Raw genomic sequence first — 17,876 nt, 5'->3', positions numbered from 1 at the left:
GCCTAGACGGCCACGTAGAGGTCGGCGCCCTCGAAGTGATGGACCTCCAGGTCCGTGGTGAAGGCGCGGGAGGGCTGGCCGCCCGACTCGGTGTGCCGCCACACCTGCTGCCACGCCTCGATCAGCGCCTGCGGCAGCTGCCCGCGGGCCTCCAGCCGGATCGACTTGGCGGCCGGCACGCGCACCGCCACCATGCCCTCGGGCAGGCGCGGCACCGTGCGCACGCCGATGCCGACGATCTGCGTGTAGGCGCCGGTGTGGTCGCTCTCGTAGTCGGTCAGCACCGCGTAGAGGTTCTCGTCGATGCGGCCCGGCACGTGCGCGAAGGCCCCCGGCGCGCCCGCCCGCTGCCACAGCGCGGGCAGCGCCGCCCGCGCCGGATCCGCCTCGTCGGCGTTGGTCGTGCGTACGGCGAAGCCGACAACGATCAGCTCGGCCCGTTCGACGATGTCCACGACATACCTCCCCCAAATGTGTCCCCGGCCGATCATAAGCCCCGGAGAACGGGGGAAACCCCTAGTTAGCCCTGTCACCCCATAAGATGGATGAACGTGAAGTTTCTCAACGACCAAGAGCCTCGTTACGATTTGACTTACAGCGACGTGTTCATGGTGCCGTCGCGCTCCTCGGTCGGATCGCGGCTCGCGGTCGACCTGTCCACGAACGACGGCACGGGCACCACGATCCCGATCGTCGTCGCCAACATGACCGCGGTCGCCGGCCGCCGCATGGCCGAGACCGTGGCCCGGCGCGGCGGGATCACCGTGATCCCCCAGGACATCCCCCTCGACGTCGTCGCCGACGTGGTCGACTGGGTCAAGAAGCGCGACCTGGTCCACGACACGCCGCTCACCCTCACCCCGCACGACACCGTGGGCGAGGCGCTGCAACTGCTGCCCAAGCGCGCCCACAACGCGGTCATCGTCGTCGACTGGGACAACCGGCCCGTCGGCGTGGTGACCGAGGCCGACTGCCAGGGCGTGGACATGTACACGCAGCTGTCCGAGGTCATGTCGAGCGAGCTGCTGACGCTGCCCGCCGGGCTCGACCCGCGCGCCGCCTTCGACCGCCTGCACGAGGGCCGCCACCGCCTCGCGCCCATCGTGGACGACGAGGGCCGGCTGGTCGGCATCCTCACCCGTACGGGCGCGCTGCGGGCCACCCTCTACCAGCCCGCGCTCGACGCCCAGGGCCGCCTGCGCATCGCCGCGGCCGTCGGCGTGAACGGCGACGTCGCCGCCAAGGCCAAGGAGCTGCTGGAGGCCGGGGCCGACTGCCTGGTCGTGGACACCGCCCACGGCCACCAGGAGAAGATGATCGCCGCCCTGCGCGCCGTCCGGGCGCTCGACCCCGGCGTGCCGGTCGCGGCGGGCAACGTGGTGACCGCCGAGGGCGTGCGCGACCTGGTCGAGGCCGGGGCCGACATCCTCAAGGTCGGCGTGGGGCCGGGCGCCATGTGCACCACGCGGATGATGACCGGCGTCGGGCGTCCGCAGTTCTCGGCGGTGCTCGAATGCTCGGCCGAGGCCCGCCGGCTCGGCAGGCACGTCTGGGCGGACGGCGGCGTCCGGCACCCCCGTGACGTGGCCCTGGCGCTGGCGGCCGGGGCGTCCAACGTGATGATCGGCTCGTGGTTCGCCGGCACGTACGAGTCGCCCGGCGACGCCCGCACCGACGCCGACGGCCGCAAGTACAAGGAGAACTTCGGCATGGCCTCCTCCCGGGCCGTACGGCTCAGGACGGCCGAGGACTCCGCCTACGACCGGGCCAGGAAGGCGCTGTTCGAGGAGGGCATCTCGACCTCGCGCATGTACCTCGACCCCAAGCGGCCCAGCGTGGAGGACCAGATCGACGGGATCGTCGCCGGCCTGCGGTCGTCGTGCACGTACGCGGGCGCGGCGAACCTGGAGGAGTTCCACCAGCAGGCCGTCGTCGGCATCCAGAGCTCCTCCGGCTACGCGGAGGGCATGCCGCTGCACCAGAGCTGGTGACCCCGGCGGCGCGCCCTTTCTCCCGGCGCCGGGCGGCCCGGCGCCGGGAGAAGGGAACGGCCCGGCGCCCCGAGAAGGGGCGGCCATGAACGACGGCCGTACCCCGACGGCATAGAGTCGTCGGGTTATTGTCATCGTCAACAGGAGCACATTCGTGGCACTCGAGAAGCCCGAGATCGACTTCCCCGAGGGCAACCCGCCCGCCGACCTGGAGATCGTCGACCTCGTCGAAGGCACTGGCCCCGAGGCCAAGCCGGGCCACAACGTCAGCGTCCACTACGTGGGTGTCTCGTTCTCGTCCGGGGAGGAGTTCGACGCGTCGTGGAACCGCGGCCAGGCGTTCGAGTTCCCGCTCGGGGGCGGTCGCGTCATCGCGGGCTGGGACCGCGGGGTCGCCGGGATGAAGGTCGGCGGCCGTCGCAGGCTCGTCATCCCGCCGCACCTCGGTTACGGCGACCGCGGCGCGCCGCCGCGCATCAAGGGCGGCGAGACGCTGATCTTCGTGGTCGACCTGCTCGGCGTCAGCTAGACCGGGAACGGGCGGGCCGCGGACAGTGGCCCGCCCGGCTACCCCTGCTTTGGAGAACCCGGGACATATCGGGTGGGGAAATGTCGGCGTGGTGAGGCACGATAGCGGTGTGCTTCTGATCGACGTGGTCCGGACCTCCGACGCGGTGACGCGCACCTCCGCACGGCTGGGCAAGGTCGGGCATCTGGCCGAGCTGCTCGCCCGGGTCGGCCCGGACGAGGCAGAGATCGCCATCGCCTACCTGTCGGGCGACCTGCCCCAGCGCCAGATCGGCGTGGGCTGGCGCTCGCTGGAGGACGTCCCGCAGCCCAAACTCGCCGCCACCGCCACCCTCACGACCGTCGACGCGCTGCTGACCCGGATCAAGGCCGTCTCCGGCCCCGGCTCGCAGGCGGCGCGCAGAGCGCTGGTCGCCGAGCTGTTCGCCGGGCTGACCAGCCAGGAGCAGCAGTTCATGCGCAGGCTGCTCAACGGCGAGCTGCGCCAGGGCGCCCTCGACGGCGTCATGATCGAAGCGCTGGCCAAGGCGTCCGGCGCGCCGTCGGCCGACGTGCGGCGGGCGCTCACCCTGCGCGGCTGGCTGCCCGCCGTGGGCGCGGCGGCGCTGACGGGCGGCGTGGCGGCGCTGCACGCGTTCAAGCTGGAGGTGGGGCGGCCGGTCTCCCCCATGCTCGCCGGCAGCGCGCCCAACGTGGCCGCCGCGCTGGAGAAGGCCGGCTCGCCGGCGTCCCTGGAGTGGAAACTCGACGGCGTACGCGTGCAGGCCCACCGCTCGGGCACGCAGGTGCGGGTCTTCACCCGCACCCTCGACGACATCACCGCGCAGGTGCCCGAGCTGGTCGAGGCGGTGCTCGGGCTCGACTCCGCCGACCTGGTGCTCGACGGCGAGGTCCTCGCGCTGCGGCCGGACGGACGTCCCCACCCGTTCCAGGTGACCGCGAGCCGCGTCTCCAGCAAGACCGACGTCGCCAGGCTGCGCGAGCAGACCCCGCTCAGCGTGTTCTTCTTCGACGCGCTGCGCGCCGACGGCGCCGACCTGCTCGACCTGCCGTACTCGCAGCGCCAGGAGGCCCTGGCCCGCGCCGTCCCGCCCGGCCTGCTGACGCCGCGGCTGATCACCGCCGACGTGGCCGAGGCGGAGAAGTTCTTCACCGACGTGGTCAAGGCGGGCCACGAGGGCCTGGTGGTCAAGGCCCTGTCCTCCCCGTACGCGGCCGGCCGGCGCGGCGCGGGCTGGATCAAGGTCAAGCCCCGGCACACGCTCGACCTGGTGGTCCTGGCGGCCGAGTGGGGCCATGGCCGGCGCGAGGGCAAACTGTCCAACCTCCACCTGGGCGCACGCGACCCCGAGGGCGGGTTCGTCATGCTCGGCAAGACGTTCAAGGGGCTCACCGACGAGCTGCTGGCCTGGCAGACCGAACGCTTCCTCGAACTCGCCGACGGCCCCACCGACGAATGGGCGGTCAAGCTGCGGCCCGAACTGGTGGTGGAGATCGCCTTCGACGGCGTGCAGCGTTCACCGCGCTACCCCGGGGGGATGGCGCTGCGCTTCGCCCGGGTGCTGCGCTACCGACCGGACAAACGCCCTGAGGACGCCGACACCGTCGCCACCGTCCGCTCCCTCATGCTCTGATCCCACCCGGCCGTCCGGCACGCGGAGACCGGCTCTCAGAGGTGGACGAGGGGTCCCCTGGTGCTGCCATCGATTCCGCCCGCGCGCACGCACGGTACGTCCGCGCGCTGACCGCCGCCCCCCTCGCCACCCCTGCCTCCTATGAGGGACTGCTCACCCAAGAAGCAGGCACAGCAGCACGCGAAGGCCGGCGAACTGGGTTGCCCGCCTTGCCACCCGATCGCAGGTCCGGTGGGGCCTTCGCGGCCGCGGAGCAGGTTCGCCCTCGGTGGGGCCTGAGGTCGGATTGGTCTGGGGCGTGGTGTTAGACGAGTTCTGTCGTTCTTCGGAAACCCCAAGATCCTCGGCGTACGCTCGGCGTTCTGGGCCTCTTGCGCCCTTAAGTGAGATATGTCACTGTATGTCGCATTAAGTTGTCTTTACCTGCTGTTTGTCGCATATGTTCTTCCTCGCCCGCCGGATCCCCCATCCCTTGCGGGCGGACAGGCCGTCACAAGCCTCTCACCCCCTTGACCTGGCCTTTCCCTTTCATGTCCCCTAGCTAGGACCGTGGTTTACCTTGGGCCAGCACTCCCACAAATCGTCCCCCAACGACCGCAAGCTCTCCCCGGGCAAGCGGCGCTGGACCGCTATCGCCGCTGGGGCCGCCGTAGTGGCCGCCGCCTCGACCACCGCCTGGGCCGCCGTCGGCAACGACGCCCCCAGCACCACCGCCGCCAAGGACGCCGCCACGGCGACCACCTCCACCGGCACCCCCAACCCGCCGGTCGCGGCCAACGTCTCCCAGCCCAGGACCACCACCCCGGCTCCCACGGCTTCGACCCCCAGCGCCTCGACCTCCACCGCTTCGGGGCCCAGCGCGAAGGGCGTCCCGAACGCCCCGCACGGCGCCAACCCTGCGCCGAAGGCCCCTGAGGCCGCCCGGCCCGACGCCACCGAATCGTCGGCCCCCGACACGGCCGCGTCCGACACGGCGGCCCCCGACACGGCGGCGTCCGACACGGCGGCGTCCGACACGGCGAAGAAGACGACCAAGACCGTCAAGCCGGTCAAGCTCCGGACCACGAAGCCGAAGGTCCGCGTCCTGTCCTCCGGGACGTGTGGCGCCTCGTACTACGGCGAGCCCCAGATGACGGCCAGCGGGGAACGCTTCAACCCCTCCGCCATGACCGCCGCCCACAAGACCCTTCCGCTGGGCAGCCGTGTCCGCGTCACCAACCCGCGCAACGGCTCGTCGGTCACCGTACGCATCAACGACCGCGGCCCGTACGTGGGCGGCCGGTGCCTCGACCTCTCCACGGCCGCGTTCGACGCGATCGGCAGCCTGGGGGCGGGCGTGATGACCGTCCGCTACGAAGTCCTGGCCCGCTGACCGCGTTCGGCCTCTCCTCGGCCGTCCATCGACGTACGTCCCTCGACCCCGATACCGCGGGCCCGATCCGGATCCCCGGTCCCCGCCATTCCCGGACGTCCCCGCAATCGCGCAGGCCGCCGGACATGCCCTCACCAGTCCCCTGCCGTTCACGGACGTCCCCCGACATCCGCTCTCCGCGGGCGTTACTTGACCAGGCGGACTGTCAGCGGGTAGCGGAAGCTGCTTTCGGCCAGGGCCGAGATGCCGCCGACGATGCCCAGGACGACGGCGGCGACCCAGATCACCGGCAGCAGCACGATGCCGATGACGGTGAGCGGCAGGATGCAGGTCGCCCCCACCACGGTGAGCTGGAAGTTCAGGGCCTCCAGCGCCTGCTGCCGCAGGTAGGGAGAGGTCTTGGCCGCCGTGAGGAGCAGGATCAACGGGCCCACCACCGGGATCCCGATGGCCATCAGCAGGTGGCCGAAGGCGGCCTGGACGCGTTCGTTGCTCTCCGAAGCCCGTTCCGGACGGACCGGCCGGGGCGTCGGCGGCGCGAATCTCGGCACCGCCATCGTCCCGTACAGCTCGTTCATGATGGGCATCAGGTCGCCGTGCGTCCGCGCGGTCATCGCGCGTTCCAGCCGGTCGTCGAACTCCAGCTTGTCGAAGCGGCCCTCCGCGTAGGCGGCCTTGACGTGCTCGACGACGTGCTCTCGGTCCTGGTGGGTGACGCGCAGATGAGCTGGCGGCACCTGTCCCGGCCCGGGGGTCTTGGGTACCCCAGCCATGATGGTCATGCCTCTCCTTGGATTCGGCAGTCAACTTTCATACTGCGTCCTCGGAGCCGGACGTGCCATCGGGAGAAACCCCGAGCTGTCCCCGAGATCATCCCCGACACCGGCGCTCCGGACGGTATAAAAAGGATCCATGAGATGGCGAGACCGCTACGGTATCCGTCGGCTGCGCGGGCAGAAGATCGCGCGGTTCGACCGCGAGGCGACCGATGCCGACATCGAAGCGCTCATCGCCTTCGCACGTTCGCGGCGTGGCGTCGAGTTCTACGTCGAGCCGGAGACGTTCGCCACCGACACGACAGCTGTGGCGGTGGCCGACGACGGCGAGTGGACCAGGCGCAGGGTCGGGTCGCCCGCGGTGATCCACAAGGTGGCCCGGGATCTGGCGTTACCGGTGTACGACGTGCAGCTGACGGGCTATCCCCCTCGGATGCGTGCGTACAACGAGCGCCGGCGCCGCGAAGAAGGCAGCCTGTAGTTCCGACGGGAAGGGTGCTGGTGGAGGCCACCGGCACCCTTTCTTCATGCGCTCCCACCCGCCCCCCGGTGCCGGTCGGGCCCCGGCGGGGACGGGACGTCGTCGAGCAGGCCGAGCATGGGGATCAGCCAGCCGCCGTTGACCGGGCCCATGGCGGTGTCGAGCTCGGCGGGGGTGGGCAGGCGGTCTCGCACGACGGCGGGTGAGAGCAGGCTCTGCAGGGCGTGCATCAGGAGGTTGGCCATCGAGTAGTGGGGGTCGGTGGTGAGGGCACGTTCGAGGGCGATGGTGGCCAGGATGTTGTCGCCCGTGCGCCAGGCCGCCATGGCCAGCAAGGAGGCGGCCGGCGGGACGAAGCGGGGCTCCAGGCGGCGAGTGAGGTCTTTCCACAGGGGCAGGTGGGCCTCGCGCATCATGGTCCAGGCTTCGTCGCGGACTCTGATCACGGTCAGGGCCAGGCCCAGCCGGGCGGCTGCGAGGTCGTCGAGGCGGGCGCCGCGGGCGTGGGCGGTCAGGGTGGCGCGGACTTCGGCGAGCGCCTCGGCGACGTAGCCGCGGGCGAAGGTGTCCAGGTCTGGGGCGGCCACCAGGCGGGCTCGCACCTCGGCGACGGCGGTGGCGGTGGCCTGACGCATCGCCAGGCGGACCGGGCCGGCGGCGGGGGCGATCGTGCGTTCGAGACTGCGGCGGTCGGGGAGGGCGACCAGGCCGCGCACGGTGGCCTCGGCGGCGATCTGGCTGGTGGTCGGGTCGTACGGGGTGCCTTCCGGCGGGCAGCAGCGGGGCAGGTCGCAGACGTAGGACCAGTAGCGGCCTTCGTGGGCGCGGAGCGCCTCGCCCACACGGATCTCCAACGCGGCGGCCAGCCGCCTGGCCTCGTCGACGGCGGGCGTGACGGTGTCGCCTCTGCCGTAGCCGACGATGACCAGCTCGGTGACGCCTTCGCGGGACAGCAGGCCGGTAAGGGGGTCGAGGGTGCCCTGGGGGAACGGGAGGTCCCACCTCGCCGCCACCTTGGCCTGGCCCCGGTGGAGGCCGATCACGACCAGGCTGTCGTGGGGGTGGAAGCCGACCAGGTAGGGGACGGCGGCCAGGATGTCGGCCGGGCTGGTGAGCGTGAGGCAGGAGGCCGGGGCGTTGGTCGTCATGAGCGTCAAGGGTGCCGGGGAGGCACGTCCCGAAAACGCCCGAGCGCGATTCTGTGGATGACGAGCGCCCCGACACCTCATCCTGTGGACGGCAGCGCGGGTGGAACAACCCAGCAGGTCAGGGGATGGGCTGCGGGTGGGGACCAGCCTGGTGGGGGTTACGCGGGTAGGAGTCAGGCCGCTGGGAGCACGCGGGCGGAGGTCACGTCGGTGGGATCACGTGGGTGGGGTTGGGGGTGGGGTCGGGGGGTGGGGTGGGGGATATGCGGGTGCGTACGAGGAGGGCGGCGCCGGCCACCGCGGCCGGCATGGCCACCACCGCCACGAACGGCACCAGGAACAGCAGGAACCCCACCACCCCGAACCCCAGCGTGACCCCCATGTTCCGGCGCAGCAGCGCGAAGCGTTCCTTCCTGGCCACCCCCCGGCGTTCGAGGGCCAGCGTGGTCAGCTCGACCGTCAGGAAGAACCCGGAGATGAAGGCGCCGATCACCGGCACCACCGTCTGGCCGATCACCGGCACGAACCCCAGGAAGAACAGCGGCACGGTGAACAACAGCACGTAGAACAGGGTGACCAGGCTGTCCCTGATCGAGCGGGGCAGCGTACGCCACCACGGCTGCTCCACCGCGCCGGGCAGCGGGTCGGCCTCGGCCGATAGACGTTCGTAGAACGGCTCGCCGATCGCCAGCGTCAGCGCCGTGAACGTCAGCACCGCCAGCGCCAGCCCGCCGAGGAAGAGCGCGATGCCCACCAGCGTGCGGAACAGGTCGGCCCAGCTCCACGAGTCGGCGAACGGGGTGAAGAACTCGGCCAGGTCGCGCGCGTGGGTGCCGAGCAGGATCAGCGCCGCCACGTAGACGGCGAACGCGATCACCGCAGGGATCAGCCCGAACAGCCACCACCGGCCGTGCCGCGACACCCATCCCAGACCCTGGAAGAAGAAGCCGACGCCGGCGGCGAAGTCGCGCAGAGATCGCATGCCCGGCAGGCTAGCGCCAGAACGACGTGACCGCGTAACCCAGCTCGTCGAACAGCTCGCGCAGCAGCGGCAGGGACACCCCGAGCACGTTGCCGTGGTCGCCCTCGATGCCCTCGACGAACCAGCCGCCGCGCCCCTCGATGCTGAACCCGCCGGCCAGGCCGAGCGGCTCGCCGGTGGCGACGTAGGCGGCGATCTCCTCCTCCGACGGCTGGCCGAAGCGCACCACGGTGGTGGCCACCTGCGCGGCCTGCCGGCCGGCCGGCACGTCGATCACGCAGTGGCCGGTCACCAGGCGGCCGGTGCGCCCGCGCATGATGCGCCAGCGCTCGACGGCCTCCTCGGGCGTGCCGGGCTTGCCGTAGGGGCGGCCGTCGAGTTCGAGGATCGAGTCGCAGCCGATGACCAGCCCCTCCTCCAGCCCGCTCGCGACGGCCTGCGCCTTGGCCTTGGCCAGGACGAGGCTGAGCGCCGCCGGCGAATGCGCGGAGAAGGCGTCCTCGTCGACCCCGGAGACGATCACCTTGGGGTCGAGGCCGGCGTTGCGCAGCACGGTGAGGCGGGTGGGCGAGGCAGAGGCCAGAACGATCACCGTCCCAGCTTACCGAAGGCCCGCGCGGTCACCAGTCGTGGTTGGGGGTGCCCCTCGCGGGCTGCCGGTCGGCCGGGTCGTACGGGCCGCCCTGGGCCGGGACGGTGCCGCCGAAGATGCCGCTCAGCAGGCCGTCGAGCAGGTGGCCGAGGCCGCCGGGCAGCGAGGCGTGCTCCTCGCGCAGCTCGGCGGCCAGGGCGGAGGCGTCCATGTTGGCCTTGGCGGCGCGGGCCGCCAGGAGGGACATGACCATGGGGGCGACCAGCGGGAGCAGCCGCATGATGGTGCCGGAGCTGACGCCGGCCAGTTGCGAGAGCCCGGCCGCGGCCCGTTCGGTGCCCTGGCCGCCGAGGACGTGGCCGAGGATGCTGTGGCCGTCGCGGGTCAGCGAGGCGACGTCGCCGTTGAAGGGGTCGGCGTCGACGTGGTCGTCGAGGGCGGCGCGCAGGGCCTCGGCGCCGTCGGGGTGCTCGGCGTTGCGGGCCATGCCGCCGATCACGGTGCCGGCCACGGCCTCGACGACCTTGCGCGCCGTGGCCGTGTCGGTGCCGAGCATGCCGGCGATCTGGTCTACGCCTGAGTCGCCGAGCTGGGTGAGGAGCTCGTCATTCAGTGTCAAGGCAGTCCCCCGATCCGAGTCGCGGGAGACGTTCCCCGGCCGTGATCGAGGCAAGGCCGGGGTTCCGCTAAGTCTCGGGAAAGGCGGGTCTGCCGGGGCTCAGTCGAGTGCGGGCTGCTTGCTGCCGCTGGTCAGGCCGGCGGCGGCGTACGCGCTCGCCTCGTCGAGCGTCTCGTGTTCGAGCAGGGCCGCCACGATGCCGTCGAGCCGTTCGCGGTTCTCGGTGAGCACCTGGACGGCGCGCTCGTAGCACTCGTCCACGATGCGCCGGGCCTCCTCGTCGACGGTGGCCAGCGTGGCCGGCGACGCCTGCGGCGAGGAGCCGTCGTTGGGCAGGATGGTCAGCGGGCCGATCTTCTCCGACATGCCCCAGCGGCCCACCATGCCGCGCGCGATCATGGTGACCTGTTCGAGGTCGTTCTCGGCGCCGGTGGTGATGATGCCGTAGACGACCTGCTCGGCCGCCATGCCGCCGAGCGCGCCGGTGATGCGCCCGCGCAGGTACGGCTCGTCGTAGGCGTAGCGGTCGGTGTCGGGCGTGGACAGCGTGACGCCGAGCGCCCGGCCGCGGGGGATGATCGAGATCTTCCTGACCGGGTCGGCGCCGGGCTGGAGCATGCCGAGCAGGGCGTGTCCGGCCTCGTGGAAGGCGGTGCGGGTGCGCTCCTCCTCCGGCATCACGATGCTGCGGGCCGCGCCGAGCTGGAGCTTCTCCAGCGCGTCCGCGAAGTCGGACATGTCGACCTTCTCCTTGCCGCGCTTGGCGGCGAGGAGTGCGGCCTCGTTGACCAGGTTGGCCAGGTCTGCGCCGGTCATGCCGGGGGTGGTCTTGGCGATGCGGTCGAGGCTGACCTCGCCGTCGAGCGGCACGCCGCGCGAGTGGACCTCCAGGATGGCCGTGCGTCCGGCCGCGTCGGGCAGGCCCACCTGCACCGTACGGTCGAAGCGCCCGGGACGCAGCAGCGCCGGGTCGAGGATCTCGGGCCGGTTGGTGGCCCCGATGACGATCACGCCCTCGGCGCCGGAGAAGCCGTCCATCTCGGTGAGGATCTGGTTCAGCGTCTGCTCGCGCTCGTCGTGGCCGCCGATGCCGCCCGCGCCGCCGCGGGCCCGTCCGATGGCGTCGATCTCGTCGATGAACACGATCGAGGGCGCGACCTTGCGGGCCTCCTCGAACAGGTCGCGGACGCGCGAGGCGCCCACGCCGACGATCATCTCGATGAACTCGGAGGCGCTGGCCGAGAAGTACGGCACCTTGGCCTCGCCCGCCACGGCCCTGGCCAGCAGCGTCTTGCCGGTGCCGGGAGGGCCGGCGAGCAGCACGCCCTTGGGCAGCTTGGCGCCCAGCCTGCGGTACTTGCCGGGGTCCTTCAGGTAGTCGACGACCTCGACGAGCTCGTTCTCCACCTCGTCGATGCCGGCGACGTCGTCGAACGTGACGCGCACCTTGCCGGCCTCGACCGGCTTGGCGGCCTTGGACTTGCCGAGCCCGCTCAGGCCGCCGCCCATCATGCTGGCGCCGCGGCGCATGATCCAGATCCACAGGCCGGCCAGCAGCAGCACGGGCAGCAGCGACAGCAGCAGGTTGGAGAAGAAGCCGCGGGTCAGCGGCTTGGACGTGGTCTCCACCTGGGCCGACTTGAGCTGCTGGTCGAGCTGGTCGGTGTTGGCGAAGGCGGGGATCTCGGTCTGGAACTTGGTGTAGGACTCGTTGCTCTCGGGGTTCTTGGCCGCGCTCCTCAGGTCGCCCTCGACCGACAGCCCCTGGGCGTAGATGTCCTTGACGTTCTTCGCCTCGACCTGCTTGGTGAACTCGGTGTAGGAGATCGTCTCGACCGAGTTGTTGTCGACCAGCGAGGAGACGACGAAGAAGCCCGCGTACACGACGAGCAGGGTGACGACGAAGCGCCACCAGTTGATCTTCGGCCGCCCGCCTGGCGAACCGGGCAGGCCTTCCGAGCGCCAGGGCGGCTTGACCTTGCCCTTGTTCGGTGCCTGCGGCGGTCCAGAGCGTTCCACGGCGTCACTCCCCCACATCGCCGCATACATGATCTTTCTAGCCTAGAACACGCACTCCTGAGACGACGCGGCCAATATCACGCCAGCGCTTTCTCTGCGAGTCAGGCACTGTGACGAACGCAAGTCCCGGCTTGCTCATTCCCCCGTCCATCACCACGACGGCCGCTCGAGAGGAATGTTTGCCGTATTTGACGCGGTATACGAGCATCCATCCGGTTTTGACGCGTTGTGAGGCGAGCCAGCTGATCTTGGAGCCCTTGGGGTGGTGGTTGAGCGTCCAGCGCGCGGCCAGCAGCGCCGTGTCGCGCGGCGACTTCTGCTCCATGATCGGCAACGGGCAGGTCACCAGCATGCCGCGCAGCCTGCCGCCGCGCACCGCCGGCAGCACCTGCTTGCTGGTGAACGGCGCCGCCCCGTGCGTCTTCCACGGCTTGCCCAGCCGCGGCACGGCCAGGCCGGTGCGCCGGTCCTTCATCAGCCGCCTGGCCGGCCGGGGCAGGGCCATCCGCTTGACCCGGCCGGTCAGGCGGGGCACCCGCGGGTCGGCGTACAGGGCCTGCATGGCGGTGTAGCCGGGCGCGAGCGAGGCGCCCGGCGACGGCGACGGGGTCGCCGTGAGCGCCGACGTCGGCGTGAGGGAGGAGGTCGGCGTGGCGGACGACGTCGGCGTGGGGGTGGCCGACGGGGTGGGGGCCGGCGCGGATGGGGCCGGTGCGGACGAGGCGGGTGCGGCCGGCGGCGCGGTTACCGGCCCCGCCACGACCTCGTCCGGCCCGGACGGGAGCGCCAGGACGATCACCGTGGCGCCGACCGCCACGGCCGCCACGACGGCGAGCCCCCGATAGATCGACCGCATGCGGACATCGCCGATGCGGGAGCGCCTGGGCGGTGAAACAGGGTTCGCAGGGCGGTCTGTGGTTCTCACTCGTGAACCCTCGGTCTCATCTTCCCCATGGAGCACGACGGGAGCGTACGACATATCCCGCCATTGCGTGTGTGAAGCGACCGAAGTGCAATCATGGCGGGGTGGAACAGGTGGAACTGCGGTTCGGCGAGGACTCCCGGTTCGCCCAGACGCACACGAATCTCTCCGCGGTCAGGTGGGAGCCGTCGGGCCTGTGGGTGGCCGGCGACGAGACCGCCACCGTCGAGCGGCTCACCTGGACCGGCGACCACTACGGCGACGAGCGCTCGTTCTTCCTGGCCGACTACGTGAACCTGCCCGCCGGACGCTTCGACGAGGCCGACATCGAGGGCCTGGCCAGGGCCGACGGCCATCTGTGGGCGGTCGGCTCGCACAGCCTCAAGCGCCGCAAGGCCAAGCCGGGCTCGCCGGAGAAGTCGATCAGACGGCTGGGCACGGTCGTCCGCGAGGAGAACCGGTTCATCCTGGTCCGCCTGCCGCTGGACGGCACCGGCGAGCGCCCGCTGCCCGGCGCGATCCTGTCCGGCGAGCGCAACGTCGCCGCCATGCTGGCCGATGACCGCCATCTGGCGCCGTTCCTGGCGCTGCCGGGCAAGGACAACGGGCTCGACATCGAGGGCATCGCGGTCGTGGGCGAGCGGGTCTACCTCGGGCTGCGCGGGCCGGTGCTGCGCGGCTGGGCGGTGGTGCTGGAGATCCGTCCGGTGGACGACGGCGGCGGCCGGTTACGGCTCGACGGGCCGTACCGCAAGCACTTCCTCGACCTCGGCGGGCTGGGCGTGCGGGACATGTGCCCGCACGGCGGCGACCTGCTGCTGCTCACCGGCCCCACGATGAGCCTGGACGGCCCGGTCCGGGTCGTGCGCTGGCGGGAAAGGCAGGACGGCGGCCTCGTGCCCGCGCACGACCTGGAGACGGTCCTGGAGCTGCCCTACGGCGTCGGCGACGACCATCCGGAAGGGCTGGCCGTGCTGCCCGACGGCCGGCTCATGGTCGTCTACGACAGCCCGTCGCCCGCCCGCATCACCCCGGCGGGCGGCGTGCTGGCCGACGTCTTCACGATCTAGCGACCCGCCCGAGCAGCCAGGGCGCCTCGGCGACGAACGTGCACGAACCCGGCTCGATCTCGGTGAACCCGGCGTCGCGCACCACGGGCAATCCGGCGGCCACCTTGGCGTCGAAGTCGTCCCTGCCGGACGCGGCGCGCACGGAGACCGCCAGGCCGTCCGCCCGCCAGGCGGCCCGCTCGGCCTCGTCGCTGGCCCACCAGGCGAGCTGCGCGGCGTGCCCGGCCTGGGCCATGGCCTTGCCCGCCGACATGGTCAGCGCGGGGTTCTCCCACAGGACCGGCGGCCCGGCGGGCGGCTCGCCGGGCTCGGCGGCGTCGCTCAGCTCGGTGCCGCCCACCTGGAGCCGGGCCAGATCCTTGGGCCAGGCGTCGAGCGGGACGGGCGGGTGCACCCGCACCTGCGCCGTGCGGTGCTCGACCGTGCGGCCGGGGAGCGCGGCGGCCCTGCGCCACTCGGCGCCCCTGGCGCGCCGCACCACCTTGCGGATCTTGCCGGTGGACTGCCAGGCGTGCAGCTCCGCGGCCCACTCCCCCGGGTCGTCCAGCAGGCTCAGCACGGCCATGGCGGCGGCCTCCAGCGCGTCGGTGCGCTCGGGGGGAGCGGCCCTCTCGATCCTGACCACGAGGGGGAGGACCATCAGTTCGGTCTCGTTCATCACCGTCTAGCATGCCGGATGGCCAGAGACATTCCCGCGGCCAGCAGGCAGAGGGCGCCGGCGGCGTACCAGGCCAGGTCGTAGGCGCCGAGGTGGTCGCGGGTCAGGCCGGCGCCCACGGCGGCGACGGCGGCGCCCACCTGGTGGGAGGCGAACACCCAGCCGAACACGACCGCGCCGTCCTGGCCGTAGATCTGGCGGCACAGGGCGACGGTCGGGGGCACGGTGGCCACCCAGTCCAGGCCGTAGAACACGATGAAGATCAGCATGCTGGGCTCGGTGGTGGCCGCGAACAGGCCGGGCAGCAGCATCAGCGACAGGCCGCGCAGGCCGTAGTAGACGCCGAGCAGCAGCTTGGGGTTGACCTTGTCGCTGAGCCAGCCGGAGGCGACCGTCCCGGCGATGTCGAAGATCCCGATGATGGCGAGCAGGCCGGCGGCGACCGGCTCGGCCATGCCGTGGTCGTGCGCGGCGGGGATGAAGTGCGTGCCGACCAGGCCGTTCGTGCTCATGCCGCAGATCGCGAAGCCGCCGGCGAGGAACCAGAAGGGCCGCGTGCGCGCGGCCGAGCGCAGCACCGTCAGCGCCCGCGCCGCCGCGTTCCCGCCGGCCGGCCCGGTCCGTACGGCGCCCGCCTCGGCGCCGAACGCCGTCGTGCCCACTTCCTCGGGGTGGTCGCGCAGCAACCACCAGACGAACGGCACCACCGCGAGCGCGGCGCCCGCCACCGTCAGGGAGGCCACCCGCCAGCCCGGCCCCTCGGCGAGCCAGGCCAGCACGGGCAGGAAGATGAGCTGCCCGGTCGCGCCCGCCGCGGTCAGGATGCCGGTGACGAGCCCCCGGTGCCGGACGAACCAGCGGTCGGTCACCGTGGCGGCGAACACCAGCGCCATCGACCCGGTGCCGAGCCCGATGAACACGCCCCAGAACAGCAGCAGGTGCCAGCTCGCCGTCATGATCACGGTGAGCCCGCTGCCCACCGCGACCAGCAGCAGGGCCAGCGACACCACGCGGCGCATGCCGAAGCGGTCCATCAGCGCGGCGGCGAAGGGCGCGGTGAGCCCGTAGAGCACCAGGTTGATCGACACTGCCAGCGAGATCGTGCCCCTGCTCCAGCCGAACTCGTCGTGCAGCGGGGTGATCAGCACGCCGGGGGTGGCGCGGAAGCCGGCCGCGCCGAGGATGGCCACGAAGGCCACGGCCGCGACCCACCAGGCGCGGTGGATCCTGTGGGTCCGCGTGGGGGTGGGGGTGGTGCTCAACGTCATGCGCCAATCCTGATTCATCGCATTTTGACGGCGCGAGTGGCCCGAAAGCCAATATGTGCAAGAATCGGGCCATGGCCCATCGTGTCGCGGTCGTCGTGCTGAACCACTTCGCCCCGCTCGACCTCGGCGTGCCCGGCCAGGTCTTCGAGTCGGCCGAGACGCCGGACGGCGAGAAGCTCTACGAGGTCGTGACCTGCTCCCCCGACCGCGAGCCGGTCCGCTGCACGGCCGGTTACACCGTGCTGCCCGACCACGACCTCGACGTGCTGGACACGGCCGACACGGTGCTGGTCCCCGGCATCCACGCGGGCCGGGCGATGAAGGACGGCACGATCACCGCCACCCTGCGCGCCGCCCTGCAGGACCGGCCGCGGGTCATGTCGATCTGCACGGGCGCGTTCGTGCTGGCCGCGGCGGGCCTGCTGGACGGCCGTCCGGCCACCACGCACTGGCGCGAGGCGGCCCGGTTCGCCGCCCTGTTCCCCCAGGTCAAGCTGGACCCCGACGTGCTCTTCGTGGACGACGGCGACGTGCTGACCTCGGCCGGGGTGGCGGCGGGCCTCGACCTGTGCCTGTACGTGATCAAGCGCGACCACGGCACCGAGGTGGCCAACCGGGCCGCCCGCCGCTGCGTGATGCCGCCCTGGCGGGACGGCGGCCAGGCGCAGTACATCGAGCGCCCCCTGCCGCACGACGGCGCCGGCGGCACCGCCGCGACCCGCGACTGGATGCTGGCCCACCTCGACGCCCCGCTCGACCTCAACGCGCTGGCCGCGCACGCCAGGATGAGCGTGCGCACCTTCACCAGGCGCTTTCGCGAGGAGACCGGGATGAGCCCGGCCAAATGGCTGTCCGGCCACCGCGTCCGCCACGCCAGGCGGCTGCTGGAGACCACCGACCTCGGCGTGGAGGAGGTGGCCAGGCGCTCCGGCTTCGGCACGGCGGTCTCGCTCCGGCAGCACCTGCACGCGGCCGTCGGCGTGGCGCCGCTGACCTACCGGCACACCTTCCGCAGCTCCTGAGAGCCCCTACTCGAACAGGTCGGGCTGCTCGCGCACGATCTGGTCGTGCAGCGGCTGGTAGTTGATCCAGCCGGCCAGGTCGTTGCCGATCTGCTGGTGGGTCAGCGCGGCGTTGTCGGGCTCGATGGGCACGACCTGGCCGGCGGCCTTGGCCAGGAGCTGCACCTGGGCCGAGCGTTCCATGGTGATGAACCACCAGGCGGCCGCGTCGACCGTGTCGCCGACCGTCAGCAGGCCGTGGTTGCGCAGCACGAGGGCCTTGTTGCCGCCCAGCGTCGCGGCGATGCGCTTGCCCTCCTCCAGGTCGGTCACGACGCCCGTGTAGTCGTCGAACAGCGCGTTGTCCCGGTAGAAGGCGCAGGCGTCCTGGGTGATGGGCTCGATGGTCTGGCCGAGCGCGGACAGGGCGCGGCCGTGGATCGAGTGGCTGTGGGCGGCCGCGACGACGTCGGGACGGGCCTGGTGCACCTGGGAGTGGATGGCGAAGGCGGCCTCGTTGACGTGGTGGCGGCCCTCGACGACCTGGCCCTCGTGGTTGACCAGGATGAGGTCGCTGACCCTGACGTGCTTGAAGGACATGCCGAACGGGTTGACCCAGAAGTGGTCGCTCAGCTCGGGGTCGCGGGCGGTGATGTGCCCGGCCACGCCCTCCTCGAAGCCGAACCTGCCGAAGATGCGCAGCGCCGCCGCGAGCCGTTCCTTGCGGTGCCGCCGCTCCTCCTCGATCGTCTCGAACGTCGGCGGCAGGCGGAAGATGAGGTTGTCCGGCAAGGTTCTCCTTGTGCACAGAATGT

18 protein-coding genes are annotated in these 17,876 nt (G+C 71.8%); 7 read left to right on the top strand and 11 right to left on the bottom strand.

Annotated features, from left to right (window positions below):
• Positions 1–2 precede the first annotated feature (2 nt).
• Complete coding sequence (locus tag AB0J76_RS43060) at positions 3–455, bottom strand: effector binding domain-containing protein (protein WP_352325203.1); 453 nt, start codon at positions 453–455, stop codon at positions 3–5.
• A gap of 96 nt (positions 456–551) precedes the next feature.
• Between AB0J76_RS43060 and AB0J76_RS43055 the strand changes: the two genes are divergently transcribed.
• From AB0J76_RS43055 to AB0J76_RS43040, 4 genes are all read left to right on the top strand, one after another.
• Positions 552–1,991, top strand: a complete 1,440-nt coding sequence (locus tag AB0J76_RS43055) for a GuaB1 family IMP dehydrogenase-related protein (RefSeq protein ID WP_352325202.1) — start codon at positions 552–554, stop codon at positions 1,989–1,991.
• A gap of 154 nt (positions 1,992–2,145) precedes the next feature.
• Positions 2,146–2,520 (top strand): FKBP-type peptidyl-prolyl cis-trans isomerase, encoded by a 375-nt coding sequence (locus AB0J76_RS43050; protein ID WP_352327812.1) that lies wholly within the window; start codon positions 2,146–2,148, stop codon positions 2,518–2,520.
• 109 nt (positions 2,521–2,629) lie between these two features.
• Positions 2,630–4,153 (top strand): ATP-dependent DNA ligase, encoded by a 1,524-nt coding sequence (locus AB0J76_RS43045; protein WP_352327811.1) that lies wholly within the window; start codon positions 2,630–2,632, stop codon positions 4,151–4,153.
• A 559-nt stretch (positions 4,154–4,712) separates the two neighbouring features.
• Positions 4,713–5,525 (top strand): septal ring lytic transglycosylase RlpA family protein, encoded by an 813-nt coding sequence (locus AB0J76_RS43040; protein WP_352327810.1) that lies wholly within the window; start codon positions 4,713–4,715, stop codon positions 5,523–5,525.
• 185 nt (positions 5,526–5,710) lie between these two features.
• Here AB0J76_RS43040 and AB0J76_RS43035 read toward each other — a convergent pair whose 3' ends face one another.
• Positions 5,711–6,307 (bottom strand): DUF1707 and DUF4870 domain-containing protein, encoded by a 597-nt coding sequence (locus tag AB0J76_RS43035; RefSeq protein ID WP_352327809.1) that lies wholly within the window; start codon positions 6,305–6,307, stop codon positions 5,711–5,713.
• A gap of 130 nt (positions 6,308–6,437) precedes the next feature.
• On the opposite strand from AB0J76_RS43035, the gene AB0J76_RS43030 reads away from it, so the two are divergent.
• Positions 6,438–6,782 (top strand): hypothetical protein, encoded by a 345-nt coding sequence (locus tag AB0J76_RS43030; protein ID WP_352327808.1) that lies wholly within the window; start codon positions 6,438–6,440, stop codon positions 6,780–6,782.
• Positions 6,783–6,826: 44 nt separating this feature from the next.
• Here the strand turns inward: AB0J76_RS43030 and AB0J76_RS43025 are convergent, their stop codons facing one another.
• The 6 genes from AB0J76_RS43025 to AB0J76_RS43000 all read right to left on the bottom strand — a co-directional run bounded on the left by AB0J76_RS43025 (position 6,827) and on the right by AB0J76_RS43000 (position 12,998).
• Positions 6,827–7,930: a DUF4192 domain-containing protein gene (locus tag AB0J76_RS43025; RefSeq protein WP_352327807.1), complete on the bottom strand. Its 1,104-nt coding sequence runs from the start codon at positions 7,928–7,930 to the stop codon at positions 6,827–6,829.
• 202 nt (positions 7,931–8,132) lie between these two features.
• Positions 8,133–8,912, bottom strand: a complete 780-nt coding sequence (locus tag AB0J76_RS43020; RefSeq protein ID WP_352327806.1) for an EI24 domain-containing protein — start codon at positions 8,910–8,912, stop codon at positions 8,133–8,135.
• Positions 8,913–8,922: 10 nt separating this feature from the next.
• Positions 8,923–9,504, bottom strand: coding sequence for a nucleoside triphosphate pyrophosphatase (locus AB0J76_RS43015; protein ID WP_352327805.1), 582 nt, complete (start codon positions 9,502–9,504; stop codon positions 8,923–8,925).
• 28 nt (positions 9,505–9,532) lie between these two features.
• The gene (locus tag AB0J76_RS43010) at positions 9,533–10,123 is read right to left on the bottom strand and encodes a DUF937 domain-containing protein (RefSeq protein ID WP_352327804.1); all 591 of its coding nucleotides are present in this window, start codon (positions 10,121–10,123) and stop codon (positions 9,533–9,535) included.
• 99 nt (positions 10,124–10,222) lie between these two features.
• Positions 10,223–12,142: an ATP-dependent zinc metalloprotease FtsH gene (gene ftsH / locus AB0J76_RS43005; RefSeq protein WP_352327803.1), complete on the bottom strand. Its 1,920-nt coding sequence runs from the start codon at positions 12,140–12,142 to the stop codon at positions 10,223–10,225.
• A gap of 37 nt (positions 12,143–12,179) precedes the next feature.
• Positions 12,180–12,998 carry a hypothetical protein gene (locus tag AB0J76_RS43000; RefSeq protein ID WP_364393207.1) on the bottom strand — a complete coding sequence of 273 codons (819 nt, stop codon included), beginning with the start codon at positions 12,996–12,998 and terminating at the stop codon, positions 12,180–12,182.
• A 170-nt stretch (positions 12,999–13,168) separates the two neighbouring features.
• On the opposite strand from AB0J76_RS43000, the gene AB0J76_RS42995 reads away from it, so the two are divergent.
• Positions 13,169–14,134, top strand: coding sequence for a DUF3616 domain-containing protein (locus tag AB0J76_RS42995; RefSeq protein ID WP_352324660.1), 966 nt, complete (start codon positions 13,169–13,171; stop codon positions 14,132–14,134).
• Here AB0J76_RS42995 and AB0J76_RS42990 read toward each other — a convergent pair.
• Both AB0J76_RS42990 and AB0J76_RS42985 read right to left on the bottom strand, forming a co-directional pair.
• A complete protein-coding gene (locus AB0J76_RS42990) occupies positions 14,124–14,792 on the bottom strand; it encodes a peptidyl-tRNA hydrolase (RefSeq protein ID WP_352324659.1) in 669 nt (222 codons plus the stop codon). The genes AB0J76_RS42995 and AB0J76_RS42990 overlap by 11 nt on opposite strands.
• Complete coding sequence (locus AB0J76_RS42985) at positions 14,792–16,060, bottom strand: MFS transporter (RefSeq protein WP_352324658.1); 1,269 nt, start codon at positions 16,058–16,060, stop codon at positions 14,792–14,794. The genes AB0J76_RS42990 and AB0J76_RS42985 overlap by 1 nt, the downstream gene beginning before the upstream one ends.
• 71 nt (positions 16,061–16,131) lie before the next feature.
• On the opposite strand from AB0J76_RS42985, the gene AB0J76_RS42980 reads away from it, so the two are divergent.
• Complete coding sequence (locus AB0J76_RS42980; protein ID WP_352324657.1) at positions 16,132–17,082, top strand: DJ-1/PfpI family protein; 951 nt, start codon at positions 16,132–16,134, stop codon at positions 17,080–17,082.
• A gap of 6 nt (positions 17,083–17,088) precedes the next feature.
• On the opposite strand, the gene AB0J76_RS42975 is transcribed toward AB0J76_RS42980, so the two are convergent.
• Positions 17,089–17,853 carry a class II aldolase/adducin family protein gene (locus AB0J76_RS42975; RefSeq protein ID WP_352324656.1) on the bottom strand — a complete coding sequence of 255 codons (765 nt, stop codon included), beginning with the start codon at positions 17,851–17,853 and terminating at the stop codon, positions 17,089–17,091.
• Between the last annotated feature and the right edge of the window lie 23 nt (positions 17,854–17,876).

It is taken from the genome of Nonomuraea sp. NPDC049624, assembly GCF_040675255.1.
Taxonomy (GTDB): Bacteria; Actinomycetota; Actinomycetes; order Streptosporangiales; family Streptosporangiaceae; genus Nonomuraea.
The sequence above is the reverse complement of the archived record's forward strand: the minus strand, read 5'-3'. Positions and strand labels throughout refer to the sequence as shown.